The sequence below is a fragment of the Mycobacterium sp. ABE4_509 genome, assembly GCF_056160785.1.
In genome coordinates this window covers 52,608-67,524 of record NZ_JBSWXU010000011.1, presented here as the reverse complement: position 1 = coordinate 67,524, position 14,917 = coordinate 52,608, and the positions used below count along the sequence as shown (strand labels likewise).

The following is a 14,917-nucleotide window of genomic DNA, read 5'->3' as shown; positions in this document are numbered from 1 at the left end:
GCCCTGCAGCGGCGGGCCGACCGGCAGCACCGCTGGATGCTGTCCGGGGACAGCCGCGGGGTGTACGGGCCGGACGGGGCGGCTGTGATGCGCGCGGTGTCACCGTCTGCTGACGCCGCGGACGAGACAGCCCCGCAGGACGGGATCGCGGCCCTGGCTCGCACCGACGAAGAGCTGGCCGCCCTGGCCCGGGACAAGCCCTCGGCCTGGGAGCAGGCATTGTTCGCCTCGGTCCTGGTTCAGCGCCAGGCCCCGCTGCTGCCGCGGCTGCGCGACAGCGAACTGGGTTTCACCCCCGCCTCGACCGTCCCGGTGTACAGCGGCAGGGAGCTCGGACGCATCCTGGTCGGTTTGATCGACGAGATGTTCCTGACCGCCAACCAGCTGGAGAGCTTCACGCTGGCACCGGCGTTCATGGGCGCGTTCGGGAAACCCGCCGAGGAATCCGGTGCCGACCCGGAGGCGATCAAGCACATCGCCAATCGGTTGATGGACTATCACGAAAGGCTGCTGGATATTTCGGAGCGATGCCGGCGGTTGTCGCCGCCGTCGCAGTATGCGGATCTGCTCGCCGACTGCGCCCGGCTGCTCGACACCCCGCTGCAGAGTTTCGGTGAGTTCATCGCCGAGTTCGTCGAGGTGATCGAGTCGTTGCCGCGGGTGCTGCAGCATGCGACCGGAACGGTGCACATGGGGGCCATCGTGTTGGACATCGACTTCGACGAGCGGCTGCGGGCACGGGTGTTCAAACGCCTGGACGCGATCAGCAAGGCGTAGGCCGCGGGCGCCGACAGGCGAACCGGTCAGGTCAGCCGGAACAGGTAGGCGAATGCGGCGCGGGTGTAGGCGATCCCCCGGCCCGTGCGGCGGATGGCGTCGGCGTCGGCTTTCGCCGGCTGTTTCGGGATCAGGTAGCCGTCGAGCGCCTCGGTGTCGAAGCGGTAGCGGCCGTCGCTGTGGTGCACGGCCGCGACGAGTTCGAGGCTCGGGTCCAGCGCGGCCAGCCCGGCGTCGCCGTGGCTGGGGTTGGCCAGGAACAGGCCCCGCGGGGTGAGGTAGCGCCGGCACTGATCCCACAACGGACCGGCGTAGAGCGAGATGAGCAGGTCGAACTGCGACTCGGCCAGGTCGAGCGGATGGGTGTAGTCGGCGTGCTGGAAGCTGACCTCGGGCGCGATGCCGGGGCGGGTGCGGCCCTGCAGTTCGGCCGCGACGAGTTCGTGGTCGGCGAAGAAGCGGGCCGCGCGGCGGTCGGTGTCGACATAGGTCACCGCGGGGATCGCCGTCGAGGGCGCGAGGTCCAGATAGCAGCCCGGATACAGCGCGTTTCGCGGTGCCCAGGTCTCGGCGAGGGCGGCGAACAGCTGGGACCGGTCGCCGATGGTCTGCCGGTAGGTGGTCCACGAGGGTCGGGCCGGACTGGGCTTTTCGCGGGGTGGTTGCACGTGTCCTCACCGTTCGATGTGCTGCTGGGTCGGTCCTGTCGACCGGCCCACCCTATTGGCTCGCCGCACCCACATCGGTATGCGTGAGCGCCTCGGGGCGGCGGCCCGGCGGCGTAGGGTTCGGCCATGCACGTCGACGTGATGACCACGCCGCAGCCGCTGCGCGAGATCGGCGGGCTCGCCTGCCGCGTCCAGGCCGCGCAGTTCTCCGGGATGTTGTTCACCGAGACCGGCCGCACGGCATATCTGAACGCGGCGGTGGCCGCGCAGGCCGCACCCGGTTTGGAGTTGTCGACCGGGGTTGCGGTGGCGTTCCCGCGCAGCCCGTTCGTGACGGCCGCGGCGGCGTGGGAGTTGCAGGAGGCCACCGACGGCTGCTTCCGGCTCGGGCTGGGCACCCAGGTGCGCACCCATGTGGTGCGCCGCTACGGTGCGCAGTTCGAGCGGCCCGGCCCACGGCTGCGCGACTATGTGCTGGCCGTCAAGGCGTGCTTCTCGGCGTTCCGGACCGGCACACTCGAGCATCACGGCGATTTCTACAGCCTGGATTTCATCACCCCGCAGTGGAGCGCCGGGCCGATCGACGCGCCGGACCCGAAGGTCGACGTCGCCGCCGTCAACCCGTGGATGCTGCGGATGGCCGGCGAGGTGGCCGACGGGATCCATGTGCATCCGCTGGGCGAGCCGGGCTACATCGTCCGGCATGTGCTGCCGAATCTGGCTGAGGGGGCGGAGAATATGGGGCGCTCCCCCAGCGACGTCGCGGTGATCGTGCCGGTGATGACGATCGTCGGCGACACCGACGAGGAGCGCCAGCGTGAGCGTGAGCTGGTGCGGACCAGCATGAGCTTCTACGGCAGCACCCCGAACTACGCGTTCATCTGGGACGAGGCCGGTTTCGAGGGGACCACCGCGCGGATCCGGGAGAAGCAGAAGGCCGGCGACTACGCCGGGATGGCCGCCCAGATCACCGACGAGCACATCGCGGCGTTCGCCACCGAGTCGACGTGGGACGGGTTGGCCGAGGCGCTGGTCGACAGGTACGGCGAGGTGGCGTCGCGGATCGTGCTGTACAACGCGCTGGCCGATCCGGAGCGGTTCGAGCGGTACGGGACTGTGGCAAGGCAGATTACGTCACGCTAGGAGTTCCGACGATCGACGGTCGGCGGCCGCCCGGACGCCGGACGGGGTGCTGCCGGTCCACTGGTTGAACGCGCGGTGGAAGGAGTTGGTGTTGTCGTAGCCGAGCAGGAACGCGATCTCGGTCAGCGACAGGGCCGACTGGGTCAGGTAGTGGTGGGCCAGGTGTGCGCGCAGGTCGGCGAGCAGTTTCTGGAATGTGAGGCCCTCCTCGCCGAGGCGCCGCTGCAGCGTCCGGGAGCTGATGCCCAGGTGCCGCGCAACCCCCTGCGCCGAACCGGAACCCGCGGGCAACAGTTCGATCAGGGCGGCGCGGACCTTGGCGCCGAGGGTGGCGTCGTCGGCGAGGTCGTTGAGCCGGCGCCGCAGCTCGGGTTCGAAGAACTCCCACATCCCGGCGTTGGCGGTCAGGAACGGCCTGGTGGCGTCGAGCAGCGAGAAGCGCACCAGTGTCGCGTCGCCGCGTTCGACGCGGGTGCGCAACCAGCTCTCGACCTCGTCGATGTTCCTGGGGAGCTGGGGCATCACGACGCGTTGCGGGACGACGGGGGTGCGGGCGCCGAGGCGGGCGAGGGCGGTCCAGAACGCGACTTCGACACGGGGCAGCACCGGTGGCGGCGGATCCCCTGCCGGCCAGACGATCTCGACGTCCAGGCCGTCGGCGTCGGCGTCGACACGCAGCCGCAGCGGACCGAGCAGCCGCTTGTGCACGGCGATCCGCTCGGCGGCGACGTGCAGGGTGGGGCTGCACATCGCGGCGAAGATCGGCGGGTCGAACACCTCGGGGCTCAGCTTGCCGGCGATCGCGACGGCCAGGTCCCGTTCACCGACGAGCTGGTCCAGCGCCTCGAACAGGGCGTAGTACTGGCGGGCGGGAAGCAGCGTGTCGTCGCGGCTGAGCAGGTCGGCGGGCAGCCCGGCGGCGCGCAGCAGGTCGCCGGCCCGGACGCCGAGATCGGCCAGGATCACCCGCACCAACGGCAGCGAGAGCCGAAACGGCGCAGTGCTCACGGTTTGGCAAGGGCGGCAGCGACATCGACCTTCAGCCCGGTCTCGCTCTCGGCGACCTGCCAGAGCGCCCGGACCGCGCCGTCGCTGCCGGGCCGGATCAGCGGCTTACGGACCGGCGGTCCGTTGGTTCCGTACAGCGGCCCGTAGAACCCGCCGCCGGGGGCCTCCGGATCGACGGCGGCCCGCAGCTGGCTCAGCGCGCCCCGCTCGGTCGACATGCCCATCGTCCGGGTCTGCCAGTCGAAGAACGCGCCCATCGGGCCGGCACCACCCTCGGCGTGGGTGGTGCTCTGCAGATCAGAGTTGGTCAGCCCGGGCTGCGCGGACAGCGCCTTGGCGTTGACGCCGGCCCGGTCGAACTGTTCCTGCAGGCCGACGGCGAGGTGGCGCATGGCGAGTTTGGTCTGTCCGTACATGCGCCAGGCGTCGAACTTCTTGCGCATGTGCGGGTCGGCCGGATCGATGGCGCGGCCGAAGTGCTGGGCGGTGCTCGACATGGTGACCACCCGCGCGCCGGGGGTGGTGACGACGATCGGCAGCAGATGCGAGAGCAGGGCCCAGTGACCGAGCACGTTGATGCCCATCTGGGTGTCGAATCCGTCCACGGTGGTGCCCTGCGGCATCGCCATGACGCCGGCGTTGCACATCAGGATGTCGATGCGGTCGTGTTTGGCGGCGATCGCGTCGGCGGCGGTCTTGACCGAGGCCAGCGAGCCGAGGTCGAGTTCGACGATCTCCAGTGCGGCGTCCGGGTGTGCGGCGAGGATCTCGTCGCGCGCGACGGCGGCCTTGGCCTGGTTGCGGGCCGCCATCACGACGTGGGCGCCGCGGCCGGCGAGCGCCTTGGCCGAAGCCAGGCCCAGCCCGCCGTTGGCGCCGGTGATCACGGCGACCTTGCCGTGCAGGTCGGGGATGTCTTTGGTGGACCAGCTCATGGTGTTCCTCGAGGTTGCGGTCGGGGCCGGCGGGGGCCGGCCGTCCAACCTCGACCATACGATGCCGGCACCGCCGCCACTCTCGCAATTCGCGCCAACGGTGTCGCAGTTCGCGCCACGGGGTGGGGCCCGGGTTCGGAGCGGCACGCGGATCGAGCTCGCCGTCGATCAGGCCGCGAAACCCTGGAGCGGTGCGGCGAGCTCCGTGAGTTCCATGTCGCCTCGGGTTGCCACTGCATTCATGAAGTCCTCGGCCTCATCGACATCGAAGTCGCGCGCGAGTTCGACACCGTTGACGAAGAGGAACGTCCAGGCAGCAGCCCAGGCGGTGCGCTTGTTGCCGTCGACCAAAGCATGGTTGCGCGCCAACGACTGCAGCAGCGCCGCAGCCTTGGTGAACAGGTCGGGGTAGGCATCGACGCCGAAGGCGGTGGCCTGTGGCCGCGCCACCGCGGCGTCGAGCAGGCCGTAGTCGGCGACACGAATTTCGTGGCCGATCGCCGCGGCTCCGGCCACGAGAACGTCGTCCCGATCGAGGTACTCCGTCACGCCAGGCGGCGGTTGAGCTCGGCACTGCGCTCGGCAACCATCCGCGCGGCCTCCCGTACACGGCGCTTGTGGTCACTGGCGGCATCGAGAGCAGCACGGTGCACGAAGGCCCGCAACGACAACTCCCCAGCCGCGGCGGCGGCACGCAGCGACTCCATCTCCTCGTCGCTGAAGTTCACGTTCAAGGCCGGCATCCCAGGATGGTACCAACTTAGGTACCGGTAGCGGTACCCGCTCACCACCGGACGGCGGTCGGCCGGGTTCCGGTGTTAGTCGTCGGGGTCGTCCTGATCGGCGTCGCGGCGCACCTCATCGCGGTAGCGGTCGGTGAATTCGCCGATCGCGTCGAGGGCTTCGGCGGTGAGTTCGTCGCGGATGCCGCTGTGCGCGTGGGCGAACGGGATGAAGCGGCTCAGCAGTTCGGGGGCATCGAGTGCCACCTCCACCGCAACGGCGCTGCCGACCTGCCTTCCGCCCCGGAGCAGGTGCTCGATCCGCGGCGCGCTCCATCGCACCGGGTCGCCGGTGCCGATCAGTTCATCGAGCAGTTCGCCGTACTCGCGCGGATCGAAGGCTGCGCCGTGCTCGGAGGCGAAGAACCGGTCACACAGTTCGCGCTGCTCGGCCGGATCCCATGTGGGCGACTCGCGGGTGGCGCCGCCCGTGGGCAGGTGGCGGATCAGCCATTGCAGCAGCGGGCGGCAGGCCGGCCAGGTGTCGGACTGATCCATGAAGATCGCGGGCTGCCGCAGACCGTGCTCGACCCACGCCCGCGCGTCGGCCGGCCTCATGTCGACGAAACTGGTGCCCGGATCGGTGTTGCGTTCGGCGCCGAACGCCACGACGTTGTCGATCGAATCCGGTACGAAGAACGCGTCTTTGACCGCCGACAGTGAGTTGTGGTCGATGAACGCGGCACAGGCGAATTCGTCGCCGGTGCTCAGCCGGGCTCCGATCAGGATTTCGTCGCCGTCGCCGAGCACGTGCGTCATCCGCACCGCCCTGTCGACCTCGACGCGCCTGAGGCCGGTGATCCAGTCCGGCAGGACGTCCGTGCGGGCGGCCACCTCATGGCGGCACCGCCGCTGCAGATCCGGGGCGTCGAGCAGTGCGCCGAGCACGGCCAGCAGCGCGGTCGTCTCACCGGTGGGTGTTCCGATCAACCCGTCCAGCAGCGGTTCGAGCTCGACGGTGTCACGTTGCGGACGCGACGGCAGCCAGGCCAGCGGGTCGGGTGTGGTGGCCTCGATCAGCACGCTCACCATGCCCAGCAGATCGAGCGGATGACCGGCCAGCGCCTGGCGCACCTCGTCGAGCAGCGGTGCTTCTTCGGGGGGCTCGCTCACCGTGCGGACGTTACCGGCGGCTGCGGACACGCTGATAGTGGCGGGCCGCGCGCACCCGGTTGCCGCAGGCTTCCGAGCACCATTCCCGGCGCGGGTGGGACTTGACGAAGTACAGCACGCAGTGGGGCGCGTTGCAGGCACGCAGGTTGGCCGCGTCGGGCCCGGTGAGCAGCCCGAGGGCCTCGTGGCCGAGCCCGGCCAGGGCGCTTCGGCACGGCGAGGCGCGGTGCCGGTCGACTGTCTGCAACCCGCCGTCTCGAATTGCCAGTTCGGTGCGGGGCCGGTCGGCGAGCACCGCGTTCACGGTGTCAACTGCGTCGTCGATGTCGGTGACCGGCGATTGCGCGGTCGGGCGGCCGTCGTCGGTGGTGTGGGCCGCCAGCCGGCGCAGGCTGTCGCGCAGCCGCAGCGCGTCGTCGAATTCGTCCCGGGTCGGGGTTGCGGCGCTGTCGTAGTCGGTGGCAGCGCGCAGCCACTCGCGCAGGGCGGCAGGGCCGGTCAGTTCGTCGTGGACGCCGTGGGTGTCGGCCCAGATGGTGTTCATGAACCGCACCGGCGTCGGCTCGTCGGGCAGCAGCCACGCAGGTGATGTCGCCACCCCGAAATATTATCACGGATGCTTCGGTTGCCATCCGTTAGAAGGTTCTGCTTCTCACCCAACAGGAAAGGCAACACCATGTCCCACTTCACCGCCGTCGAACCCGAGACCGCGACCGGCAAGGCCGCCGAGCTGCTCGCACAGGTCCAGAAATCACTGGGGACGACCCCCGCGATGACCAAGGTGATGGCCAACAGCCCCACCCTGCTGCAGAGCTACCTCGCGCTGTCCGGTGCGGTCGCCGGCGGCACTCTCAAACCCGCTGTGCGCGAACGTCTGGCGATTTCCACCGCCCAGCTCAACGGCTGCGAGTACTGCTTGTCGGCGCACACCTACATCGGCGCCAACATCGCCCACATCGATGCCGACGAACTCGACAGCGCCCGTCGGGGCGAGTCCGCCGATGCGCACGTCGCCGCGCTGCTCCAGCTGTCCAACGCGATCGCCGAGAACGGCGGGGACCTCGACGACGCCGACATCGACGCCGCCCGCGCGGCCGGCGTCACCGACGAGGAGATCGGCGAGCTGGTGGCCAACCTGACGCTGAACATCATGACCAACTACTTCAACCTGCTGGCCCGCGTCGACAACGACTGGCCCGTCGTGTCGCTGTGAGCTTGGGAGAGCCACGACCATGACGAATCAGCGCCGGCTCGCCGCTGTGGGGTTCCACAGCGGCGAGCTGGCCGCCCAACAGCACGCCGGGGTGCAGGCCGAAGCCGCCCGGCTGTCCCTTATGGTCGGCCCGGCTGAACTGCGAGCCGGGGTCGCCGCATTCCTCGCCGACACCGCGTTCGCTGCGATCACCGCCCGTGACCACAGCGGTCGTCTGTGGACCTCACCGCTGCTCGGCCCGTCCGGGTTCCTGCACGCCGAGGACCGCCACACCCTGCGGATCGGCACCGCGCTTCCCGACGCGGACCCGCTGCACTCGTTGCCCACCGGGCAGCCCGCCGGTGTCATCGCCATCGACTTCGCCACCCGGCGGCGGGTCCGGATCAACGGCCTGCTCACCGCAGCCGACGATGCCGGGCTGATCCTCGAGGTCGACCAGGCCTACGGCAACTGCCCGCAGTACATCCACCAGCACCGACTTCACGAATCGCGGGACCTGGCCCGGGTGGTGCGGCACCGCGGAGAGTCACTGCGCAGCAGCGACGTCCGCCTCATCGAGTCGGCGGACACCTTCTTCCTGGGCACCACCCACCCCGCCTCCGGCAACGACGCCTCGCACCGCGGCGGACCGGCCGGCTTCGTGCGCGTCACGCGTGACGGCGTTTGGTGGCCGGACTATCCGGGCAACAACATGTTCAACAGCTTCGGCAACCTCGCCGTCGACCCCACCGCAGCACTGTTGTTCGTCGACTTCGGCACCGGCAGCACGCTGCAACTGTCCGGCACCGCCGCCGTGGACTGGGACGCCCCCGCCGAGGGGGCATCCGGACGCGGCGTGCAGTTCGTCCCCCGCCACGTCGTCGCCACCCGCATACCCGGCCTCGCAGCATCCGGGCACGCTCCACCAACCGATCCCGAGGACACACCATGACCGACCGACGCCCGCCCGTGCCACCCTTCGATCTGGACAGCGCGATACAGAAGGTCCAGGCTGCCGAAGACGCCTGGAACACCCGCGACCCCCACCGCGTCAGCCTCGCGTACACACCGGATTCGGTGTGGCGCAACCGCGACCATTTCCTCACCGGACGCGCCGCCATCGTCGAGTTCCTCACCGCCAAATGGGAACGCGAACTCGACTACGTGCTGCACAAGAGCCTGTGGGGGTTCCGGGAGAACCGGATGGCGGTGCGCTTCCAGTACGAATGGCACGACGCCGCCGGCCAGTGGTACCGCAGCTACGGAAACGAGCTCTGGGAGTTCGACGACAGCGGCCTGATGCGCCGCCGCGAGGCCAGCATCAACGACGTCACCATCGCCGAAGCCGACCGCCGCTACTTCGGCCCCCGGCCGCAGGGCGAGCGGGGGCCGGGGCATGACATCGCGCTGCAGTAGCCAGAAGCGGGCTGTCGATCACGCCGTCATGGCGCGGCGCCATCTGCCAGCACTTCCGTGCCCACTCCGAGTGTTTCGTAGGTCGATCTGGCGCGCGCATCCCTGGTGACCAGGATGGCACCATGCTCACGGGCTGCCAGTGCGACGAGTCCGTCGTAGGTCGCGCCTCCGGCAATGCCCTTTCGGGCGAATTCGCGATGGGCGGCGCGCGCGGCGCGTACGCCGAGTTGAAGGGGAGCGGCGAAGTTCTCGTCGATCAGTGCCACCGCATCGGCGGGGTGGACGCGAGCATCGCCGGGCAGGCGCGTCAATACCGAGTAGGTTTCGGCCAATGCGTGCCCGCAGAGCCCAAGAGTTCGGCCCTTCGCCCACGTGGCGACCATGGCGTGGTGCGGATGCGAGGCGACGAGCAGTGGCACCGCGACGCTCGTGTCGACGGCTGCGGGCGGCACCGGTTTCAGCGCCGTCCCGCGTCGATGAGGGCGAACATCATCTCGTCGGTGACGACTGTGTCAGCCCGGGCGACCAGGCGCCCGTCGTCGTCCCGCTCGAGTCGTGCGGTTCGCCCGCCCGGGACGATCTGCAGCCCACCGCCATACGCAGAGATATCGACCGTCGAACCAGGGGCCAGCCCCAACGCGTCACGCAGTTGCTTGGGCAGAACGACCCGACCACCGGAATCGATGACAGCCTTCATGGGATCAGGATACCAGCGAGTTCCCATTGCGGACTCTGCCCAACACATCGCGAAGGACACGCCGGCATGGGCGGGGCTGTCGGTCATGCCGGCAGCAGAGTCAGCGCGGTGATGGCGCACTTCAAGGCGGCCCGAGTGAAGTGTTGGCCGTAGAGACCAACTCAGGCAGGACCCGTCGACGACGCTCCGATGATGGCGGCAACGCCCACAGCGAAGTGCCGGGTCAGCCCGCGATGTTCAGCCGGCGTGCCAGGTCCGGTCCCCCGACGTCGCGAAGAAAGTCCGGGTCCCCGCAAACGACGAGTTCGTCGCGGGCGCGGGACAATCCGACGTAGAGGCGTTCGCGGGAGCGCTCGAACTCTGCCTGCTCGTTGACGACGAGCACCACAGCGCGCCGCTCGAGACCCTTGAAACCGAGCACGTGTCCGTAGAACACCTGCTCGGTGTCCCAGAAGCTGTCCCAGTAAGCGGTGTTGCCGGCGGCCTGGCGTTCCTTTTGTTCGGGGTGGCGGGAGCCGGTGGTCAGCAGCGCGACGTCCTCCGGGCGCCAGCCTTCCTCGAGGAGGCGTTCGACCTCGTCGTCGCCGGCGTCCATCGGGTCGTCGGCAGAGCAGGCGACGTAGCGCACCGCCGGGCCCTCGCCGCCGAGGAACCGCATCGGGTGGTCGACCAGCGGCTGGAATGCGTTGGCGATCTGGCGGGTGTTGCGCAGGTTGTGGTCCAGGATCAGCGGGACCAGTGGTACCGGCGGTGAGCCGAACCGGTTGAACACCCGCTGCCCTTCGTCGGTGAACACATAGATGCCGCCGGTCTCGTCGTCCTTGAGCGCGCCGAGCAGCGGGTCCCACCAGGCGTCGGCGAAGTCCTGGGCTTCGTCGACGACGATCGCGTCGAACCGGTGGCCGGGTTCGAGTTGTGCCGCCAGGTCGGCCATCTGGGCGGGTAAATCGCGTTCCCAGAACTGGACGGTCGCCTCGGTGCGCAGCGATTCGTCGGGGCCCTCGGGTGCGCCCCAGGCCTTTCCGAGGTCGTGGAACTCGCCGACGTAAGCGGGCTGCTGGCGACGGTTCCAGGTGTCGGTGATGCGTTCCAGATACGACGCCAGGCCGTGGGAGTAGCAGACCAGCGCGACCCGCTTGCCGTCGCGGGTGAGCCGGCGGGCCTGCTCCATCGCCAGGAAAGTCTTGCCGCTGCCGGCTCCGCCGCGGATCTCGACGCGGTTCAGCAGCCGGACCGCGTCGAGGATGACCGACTGGTGTTCGGTCAGGACGTCGGCGGCGTCCTCGTTCTCCAGGGCTCGGGCCACGACGCTGCGCTGCGGCAGGCCGCGGCCGCTGAGCGCTTCACCGAGCTCGCCGACGCCCTCGCGGGTCAGCAGCGGCCGGTCGAGCTCCTGGCCGAGCAGGATCTCGCGCAGCTTGGCCACCATCTCGGGCAGGTCGGTGCGGTCGATGACCTTCCAGCGGGGGCATTCGGGCAGCGCGAACCCCTCGGGCAGGTCGGTGTTGGGCAGCACGACGACGTGGTCCCAGCGCAACCGGCCCTGGGTCCAGGCCGGGTCGCTCTCGACGAAGCTGCGCAGCGCGTAGCAGGCCTCGCGGGCCTGCCGCACCGGGTCTGCCTTGTGCTCGTGCCCGCGTCGTTTAACCCACCAGGTCTGCCCGTCGTGCCAGACCTCACCGCCCTTGACCTCGATGCAGACGATGCCGACACCCTCGATGGCGACGAAGAAGTCGACCTCGTGGTCTTTGAGGTGGTCGGTGACCCGCTTGCCGGGAATGACCAGATCGTTGGGCTCGAGCTGGTCGATCAGCAGCTGGTAGACCCGCCGCTCGGCGCCGTTGGCCAGCCGCGGTGTCTCGGTCACGGTGATGGTCATGCGGACGTCCCCCTCCGTCTGGGCGATGGTAGCGGCCGGCATCGACACTGCTGCCATCGCTGCCGCTGCAGCCACGGCGGCGAACCGGGCGCAACCCCCGCCGCTAGCGCAGCCTCAACGCCGGAGCCAACGCGCGTAGGGTTCCAACCGTGGCAGATGGCGACATCACCGACGTAGCACGGGTCCTCATCGAGCACGGCCCGCTGAGCAAAGACGACATCGTTGCGCGGCTGCAGGCCGAGGGGATCCCCGACGCGGTGAGAGTCGCGAATGCGGGACTCGACGAACTGAACCAGCCGGTACTAGATATGGACGACGGCCGCTGGGTATGGCTGCCAACCGTGCTGGCCGGCCGGATCTTCACGCACCGCGTCGACGCCGACGAGATCGCCGCCGACGTACTCCCGGTCGCCCCGAATCTGGACACGATCACCGAGCTGTGCCACCACGACCGCTACCAGCGCCTCGTCGACGGCTCACCTGTCGTTCTGGCGGTTCCTGGCTGGGACGACGACCTACTGCATCAGCGAGGCATCTCCCCGGAGTCCATCGCTGAGCCGGGCGTGTTGATGCTGGAGCCAGGAACCCTTCGCGGGCTGGGAATCTCCCACGGGGATCTGATCGGCGTGCGGCTGTCCGACGCCGGCCTGCTCCTGGAACCGGTCGAGGCGATGCACCCTGCGGTGGACGTTGGTGCACGGCTGGCGGCATCCCTGCCCACCGATGAGCCGTCGACCCTGGACTCCACGATCTTGGAGCTCTGCGTGGCAGACCCCACGCTGTTCGCCGAGCCGACTCCCCCACTGGCCGAGATCCTCGACAGCCAAGGCCTGGTGCGCCGTCACGGCATGGTGGCGCGGCCCGAATTCGACTTCGATCAATGGCGCTTCGAGCGCGAATGCGACCGGCTGGCCCTGCGCCATGACATCGAGCCCGACGACGCACTGGCGCTGCGAACGCTCATGGCGATCTACGACCAGATGTCGGACATGCTTACCCGGCTCGTGGAAGTTCCCGACGAACCCGTCGAGGACGACGCGCCCACCGCGGATGACAGCGGTTACGGCGACTTGATGGCCGAGTTCGGTGCAGCACTGGCCGAGCCTCTGCTCGCAGAGCTGTTCCGCAACGAGACGGTGGGCAACGGCGGGTCCCCCGCCGCACTGGGGTTGTTCGCCGAGACACTCGAACCGCAGGTGCCGCGCAGCGCGCGGGTGGCGTTGCGCTGGTTGCGCGCCGTCGCGCTGGAGCTCACCGGCCAGATCGAGGAGGCCGAGCGGGAGTACCTAGCCGCCGAGTCGATGGACACCGAATGGCCCCTGACGTTGTTCGATCTGGCCCGGTTCGCCTCGGACCGCGGTGACGCCGAGCGAGCGTTGGCTCTGTTGCGCCGGGCCGGCACCGAGCCGGATCATCCCTTGACACAACTGCTCGAACAACACCGCCCCGCCGCGCGGGATGACCTCGGACGCAACGACGTCTGCTGGTGCGGTTCGGGACGCAAGTACAAGAAATGCCATCTGGGCCGCGAACAGCTATCGCTGGACGATCGCGTGGGTTGGCTGTATTTCAAAGCATGCCAACACGTTTTCGTGACGTCATGGCGTGACCTGTTCGTAGACGTCGCCGACGCGCGGGACACATACCTGGGCGAGGACGACGAACTTCCTGAGGATCCCCTCTTCGTCGACGCCGTCCTGTTCGAGGGCGGCGCGTTCGCGGACTTCCTGGCCACCCGCGGTGTGTTGCTGCCCGACGACGAGCGGCTGCTCGCCGAGCAATGGCTGCTGTCACCGCGCTCGCTGTTCGAGGTGCACGAGGTGGAGGCCGGCCGGCGGGTCCGGGTGCGTGACGTCCGCACCGGCGATGTGTACGACGTTCACGAGCGGACAGCCAGCCGACAGCTGAGGCCGGGGCAGCTGATCTGCACCCGGGTGACGCCGACGTCGGAAACCTACGAGTTCTTCGGCGGGATAGAGCCTGTCGCGCTTCACGAACGCGACCAGCTGATCGGCCTGCTCGACTCCGACCCCGACCCGGTGGACCTGGTCGACTTTCTGAGCCGTCGCTTCGCCCCGCCGACGATGGTCAACACCGAGGGTGATCTGCTGATGCTCTGCGAGGCAACCTTGCGCGTCAACGCAGACATCGAAACCCTGCTCGACACCGCCTTCGACCGGGTCGAGGAGGACACCCCGGCGTGGCTCGAGCACGTCATGACCCATGGGAACAGTCACATCAGCGCCACGCTGACCCTCGACGGGGACAGGTTGACCGTGCAGACCAACAGCGAGAGGCGGATGGACCGGGTGCTCGCCGCGATCGCGGATCTCGACCCGTCGATGTCTGTGCTCGACGACGTCCGCCGACCGCTGCGCGACACCGCCGACGTCGCCGAACTGGCGAGCACGATGCCCGGGTCGGGGTCGTCCGCCGTCGATCGTGACGATCCGGCGGTCGTCGCAGCAATGGCCGAGGCCATCCGCCGCTACGAGGCGGCGTGGCTCGACGAGCCCATTCCGGCGCTGGACGGCTACACCCCGCGTCAGGCGGCCGACGACCCGACCCGGCGCGGCGACCTGATCGCCCTGCTCGACACGTTCCCGGTTCTGGAGGGCGGCGTCGGGATGGACGCGGAGCGGCTGCGCGCCGCGCTGGGGCTGGCGTCCTCGGCGTGATTGACATCGAATTCGGGCGAGAGTCCGATGCCGTTGATGGACAGGAACGTCCACGCCGCGGCCCACGCTGTTGGTTTGTTCCCGTCGACGAGCGCAGGGTTGCGGGCCAGGGACTGCAGAAGCGCCGCGGCCTTGGTGAACAGATCGGGGTAGGCGTCGACTCCGAATGCGGTGGCCTGCGGCCGCGCCTCGGCAGCGTCAAGCAATCCGTAGTCGGCGACCCGCACCTCGATTCCCACGGCCGCGGCCCCGGCCACCAGAACGTCTTCCCGATCGAGGTACTCGGTCACGCCAGGCGGCGGTTGAGTTCGGCGCTCCGTTCGGCGACGATGCGGGCGGCCGCGCGGACCCGACGTGCGTGCTCACTGGCGGCGTCAAGGGCGGCGCGGTGCACAAAAGCCCGCAACGACAGTTCCGCCGACGCGGCAGCGGTGCGTAGCTGCTCCATCTCTTCGTCGGTGAAGGTGACGTTGAAAGCCGGCATGCCAGCCAAGGTACCAATTTCAGTACCGTGCGCGGTACCAGCCGGGCTGAGCGTGCCGGCAGCCCGCCTCGGCATCGAACTCGGCGACAGCACGTAGGCACACCCGCCGTTTCGGCGATATGGGCCCCACTCACTGCGCAACTGG

General features: G+C 69.2%; 17 protein-coding genes and 1 pseudogene. 6 read left to right on the top strand and 12 right to left on the bottom strand.

The features are described from left to right. The coding region (locus tag ACXAID_RS04500; RefSeq protein ID WP_475020985.1) for a hypothetical protein at nucleotides 1-777 on the top strand (777 nt) is incomplete at its 5' end. Between the two features lie 26 nt (nucleotides 778-803). On the opposite strand, the gene ACXAID_RS04495 is transcribed toward ACXAID_RS04500, so the two are convergent. Beyond that, nucleotides 804-1,445 carry a hypothetical protein gene (locus ACXAID_RS04495; RefSeq protein ID WP_475020984.1) on the bottom strand — a complete coding sequence of 214 codons (642 nt, stop codon included), beginning with the start codon at nucleotides 1,443-1,445 and terminating at the stop codon, nucleotides 804-806. Nucleotides 1,446-1,571: 126 nt separating this feature from the next. On the opposite strand from ACXAID_RS04495, the gene ACXAID_RS04490 reads away from it, so the two are divergent. Continuing rightward, on the top strand, nucleotides 1,572-2,588 hold the full coding sequence (locus ACXAID_RS04490; RefSeq protein WP_475020983.1) for a TIGR03617 family F420-dependent LLM class oxidoreductase: 1,017 nt from the start codon (nucleotides 1,572-1,574) through the stop codon (nucleotides 2,586-2,588). On the opposite strand, the gene ACXAID_RS04485 is transcribed toward ACXAID_RS04490, so the two are convergent. From ACXAID_RS04485 to ACXAID_RS04460, 6 genes are all read right to left on the bottom strand, one after another. Continuing rightward, complete coding sequence (locus ACXAID_RS04485; protein WP_475020982.1) at nucleotides 2,580-3,596, bottom strand: AraC family transcriptional regulator; 1,017 nt, start codon at nucleotides 3,594-3,596, stop codon at nucleotides 2,580-2,582. The two genes, ACXAID_RS04490 and ACXAID_RS04485, sit on opposite strands and share 9 nt — an antisense overlap. Next, on the bottom strand, nucleotides 3,593-4,531 hold the full coding sequence (locus tag ACXAID_RS04480) for an SDR family NAD(P)-dependent oxidoreductase (RefSeq protein ID WP_475020981.1): 939 nt from the start codon (nucleotides 4,529-4,531) through the stop codon (nucleotides 3,593-3,595). The genes ACXAID_RS04485 and ACXAID_RS04480 overlap by 4 nt, the downstream gene beginning before the upstream one ends. Nucleotides 4,532-4,699: 168 nt before the next feature. Then, nucleotides 4,700-5,080 carry a type II toxin-antitoxin system death-on-curing family toxin gene (locus tag ACXAID_RS04475; protein WP_475020980.1) on the bottom strand — a complete coding sequence of 127 codons (381 nt, stop codon included), beginning with the start codon at nucleotides 5,078-5,080 and terminating at the stop codon, nucleotides 4,700-4,702. Further along, a complete protein-coding gene (locus ACXAID_RS04470; protein ID WP_475020979.1) occupies nucleotides 5,077-5,274 on the bottom strand; it encodes an antitoxin Phd in 198 nt (65 codons plus the stop codon). The genes ACXAID_RS04475 and ACXAID_RS04470 overlap by 4 nt, the downstream gene beginning before the upstream one ends. Nucleotides 5,275-5,349: 75 nt before the next feature. Further along, nucleotides 5,350-6,426, bottom strand: coding sequence for a hypothetical protein (locus ACXAID_RS04465; RefSeq protein WP_475020978.1), 1,077 nt, complete (start codon nucleotides 6,424-6,426; stop codon nucleotides 5,350-5,352). A gap of 10 nt (nucleotides 6,427-6,436) precedes the next feature. Then, nucleotides 6,437-7,024 carry a CGNR zinc finger domain-containing protein gene (locus tag ACXAID_RS04460; RefSeq protein ID WP_475020977.1) on the bottom strand — a complete coding sequence of 196 codons (588 nt, stop codon included), beginning with the start codon at nucleotides 7,022-7,024 and terminating at the stop codon, nucleotides 6,437-6,439. A gap of 78 nt (nucleotides 7,025-7,102) precedes the next feature. Here ACXAID_RS04460 and ACXAID_RS04455 point away from each other — a divergent pair, with 78 nt between their 5' ends. The 3 genes from ACXAID_RS04455 to ACXAID_RS04445 are packed head-to-tail and all read left to right on the top strand — an operon-like array spanning nucleotide 7,103 to nucleotide 9,034. Beyond that, nucleotides 7,103-7,639: a carboxymuconolactone decarboxylase family protein gene (locus ACXAID_RS04455; protein WP_475020976.1), complete on the top strand. Its 537-nt coding sequence runs from the start codon at nucleotides 7,103-7,105 to the stop codon at nucleotides 7,637-7,639. Nucleotides 7,640-7,658: 19 nt separating this feature from the next. Further along, on the top strand, nucleotides 7,659-8,570 hold the full coding sequence (locus ACXAID_RS04450; RefSeq protein ID WP_475020975.1) for a pyridoxamine 5'-phosphate oxidase family protein: 912 nt from the start codon (nucleotides 7,659-7,661) through the stop codon (nucleotides 8,568-8,570). Next, nucleotides 8,567-9,034 carry a nuclear transport factor 2 family protein gene (locus ACXAID_RS04445; RefSeq protein ID WP_475020974.1) on the top strand — a complete coding sequence of 156 codons (468 nt, stop codon included), beginning with the start codon at nucleotides 8,567-8,569 and terminating at the stop codon, nucleotides 9,032-9,034. The genes ACXAID_RS04450 and ACXAID_RS04445 overlap by 4 nt, the downstream gene beginning before the upstream one ends. Before the next feature lie 26 nt (nucleotides 9,035-9,060). Here ACXAID_RS04445 and ACXAID_RS04440 read toward each other — a convergent pair whose 3' ends face one another. The 3 genes from ACXAID_RS04440 to ACXAID_RS04430 all read right to left on the bottom strand — a co-directional run bounded on the left by ACXAID_RS04440 (nucleotide 9,061) and on the right by ACXAID_RS04430 (nucleotide 11,610). Continuing rightward, the gene (locus tag ACXAID_RS04440) at nucleotides 9,061-9,495 is read right to left on the bottom strand and encodes a PIN domain-containing protein (RefSeq protein ID WP_475020988.1); all 435 of its coding nucleotides are present in this window, start codon (nucleotides 9,493-9,495) and stop codon (nucleotides 9,061-9,063) included. Continuing rightward, nucleotides 9,492-9,731, bottom strand: coding sequence for an AbrB/MazE/SpoVT family DNA-binding domain-containing protein (locus ACXAID_RS04435; protein ID WP_475020973.1), 240 nt, complete (start codon nucleotides 9,729-9,731; stop codon nucleotides 9,492-9,494). The genes ACXAID_RS04440 and ACXAID_RS04435 overlap by 4 nt, the downstream gene beginning before the upstream one ends. A gap of 223 nt (nucleotides 9,732-9,954) precedes the next feature. Continuing rightward, entirely contained in the window at nucleotides 9,955-11,610 is a 1,656-nt protein-coding gene (locus tag ACXAID_RS04430; protein WP_475020972.1) for a nuclease-related domain-containing DEAD/DEAH box helicase, read from the bottom strand. A 149-nt stretch (nucleotides 11,611-11,759) separates the two neighbouring features. On the opposite strand from ACXAID_RS04430, the pseudogene ACXAID_RS04425 reads away from it, so the two are divergent. Then, nucleotides 11,760-14,273 (top strand): annotated as a pseudogene (locus ACXAID_RS04425) (SEC-C metal-binding domain-containing protein); the annotation flags it as partial. On the opposite strand, the gene ACXAID_RS04420 reads toward ACXAID_RS04425, so the two are convergent. After that, nucleotides 14,156-14,578, bottom strand: a complete 423-nt coding sequence (locus ACXAID_RS04420) for a type II toxin-antitoxin system death-on-curing family toxin (RefSeq protein WP_475020971.1) — start codon at nucleotides 14,576-14,578, stop codon at nucleotides 14,156-14,158. The pseudogene ACXAID_RS04425 and the gene ACXAID_RS04420 overlap by 118 nt on opposite strands. Next, on the bottom strand, nucleotides 14,575-14,772 hold the full coding sequence (locus ACXAID_RS04415) for an antitoxin Phd (RefSeq protein ID WP_475020970.1): 198 nt from the start codon (nucleotides 14,770-14,772) through the stop codon (nucleotides 14,575-14,577). The genes ACXAID_RS04420 and ACXAID_RS04415 overlap by 4 nt, the downstream gene beginning before the upstream one ends. Between the last annotated feature and the right edge of the window lie 145 nt (nucleotides 14,773-14,917).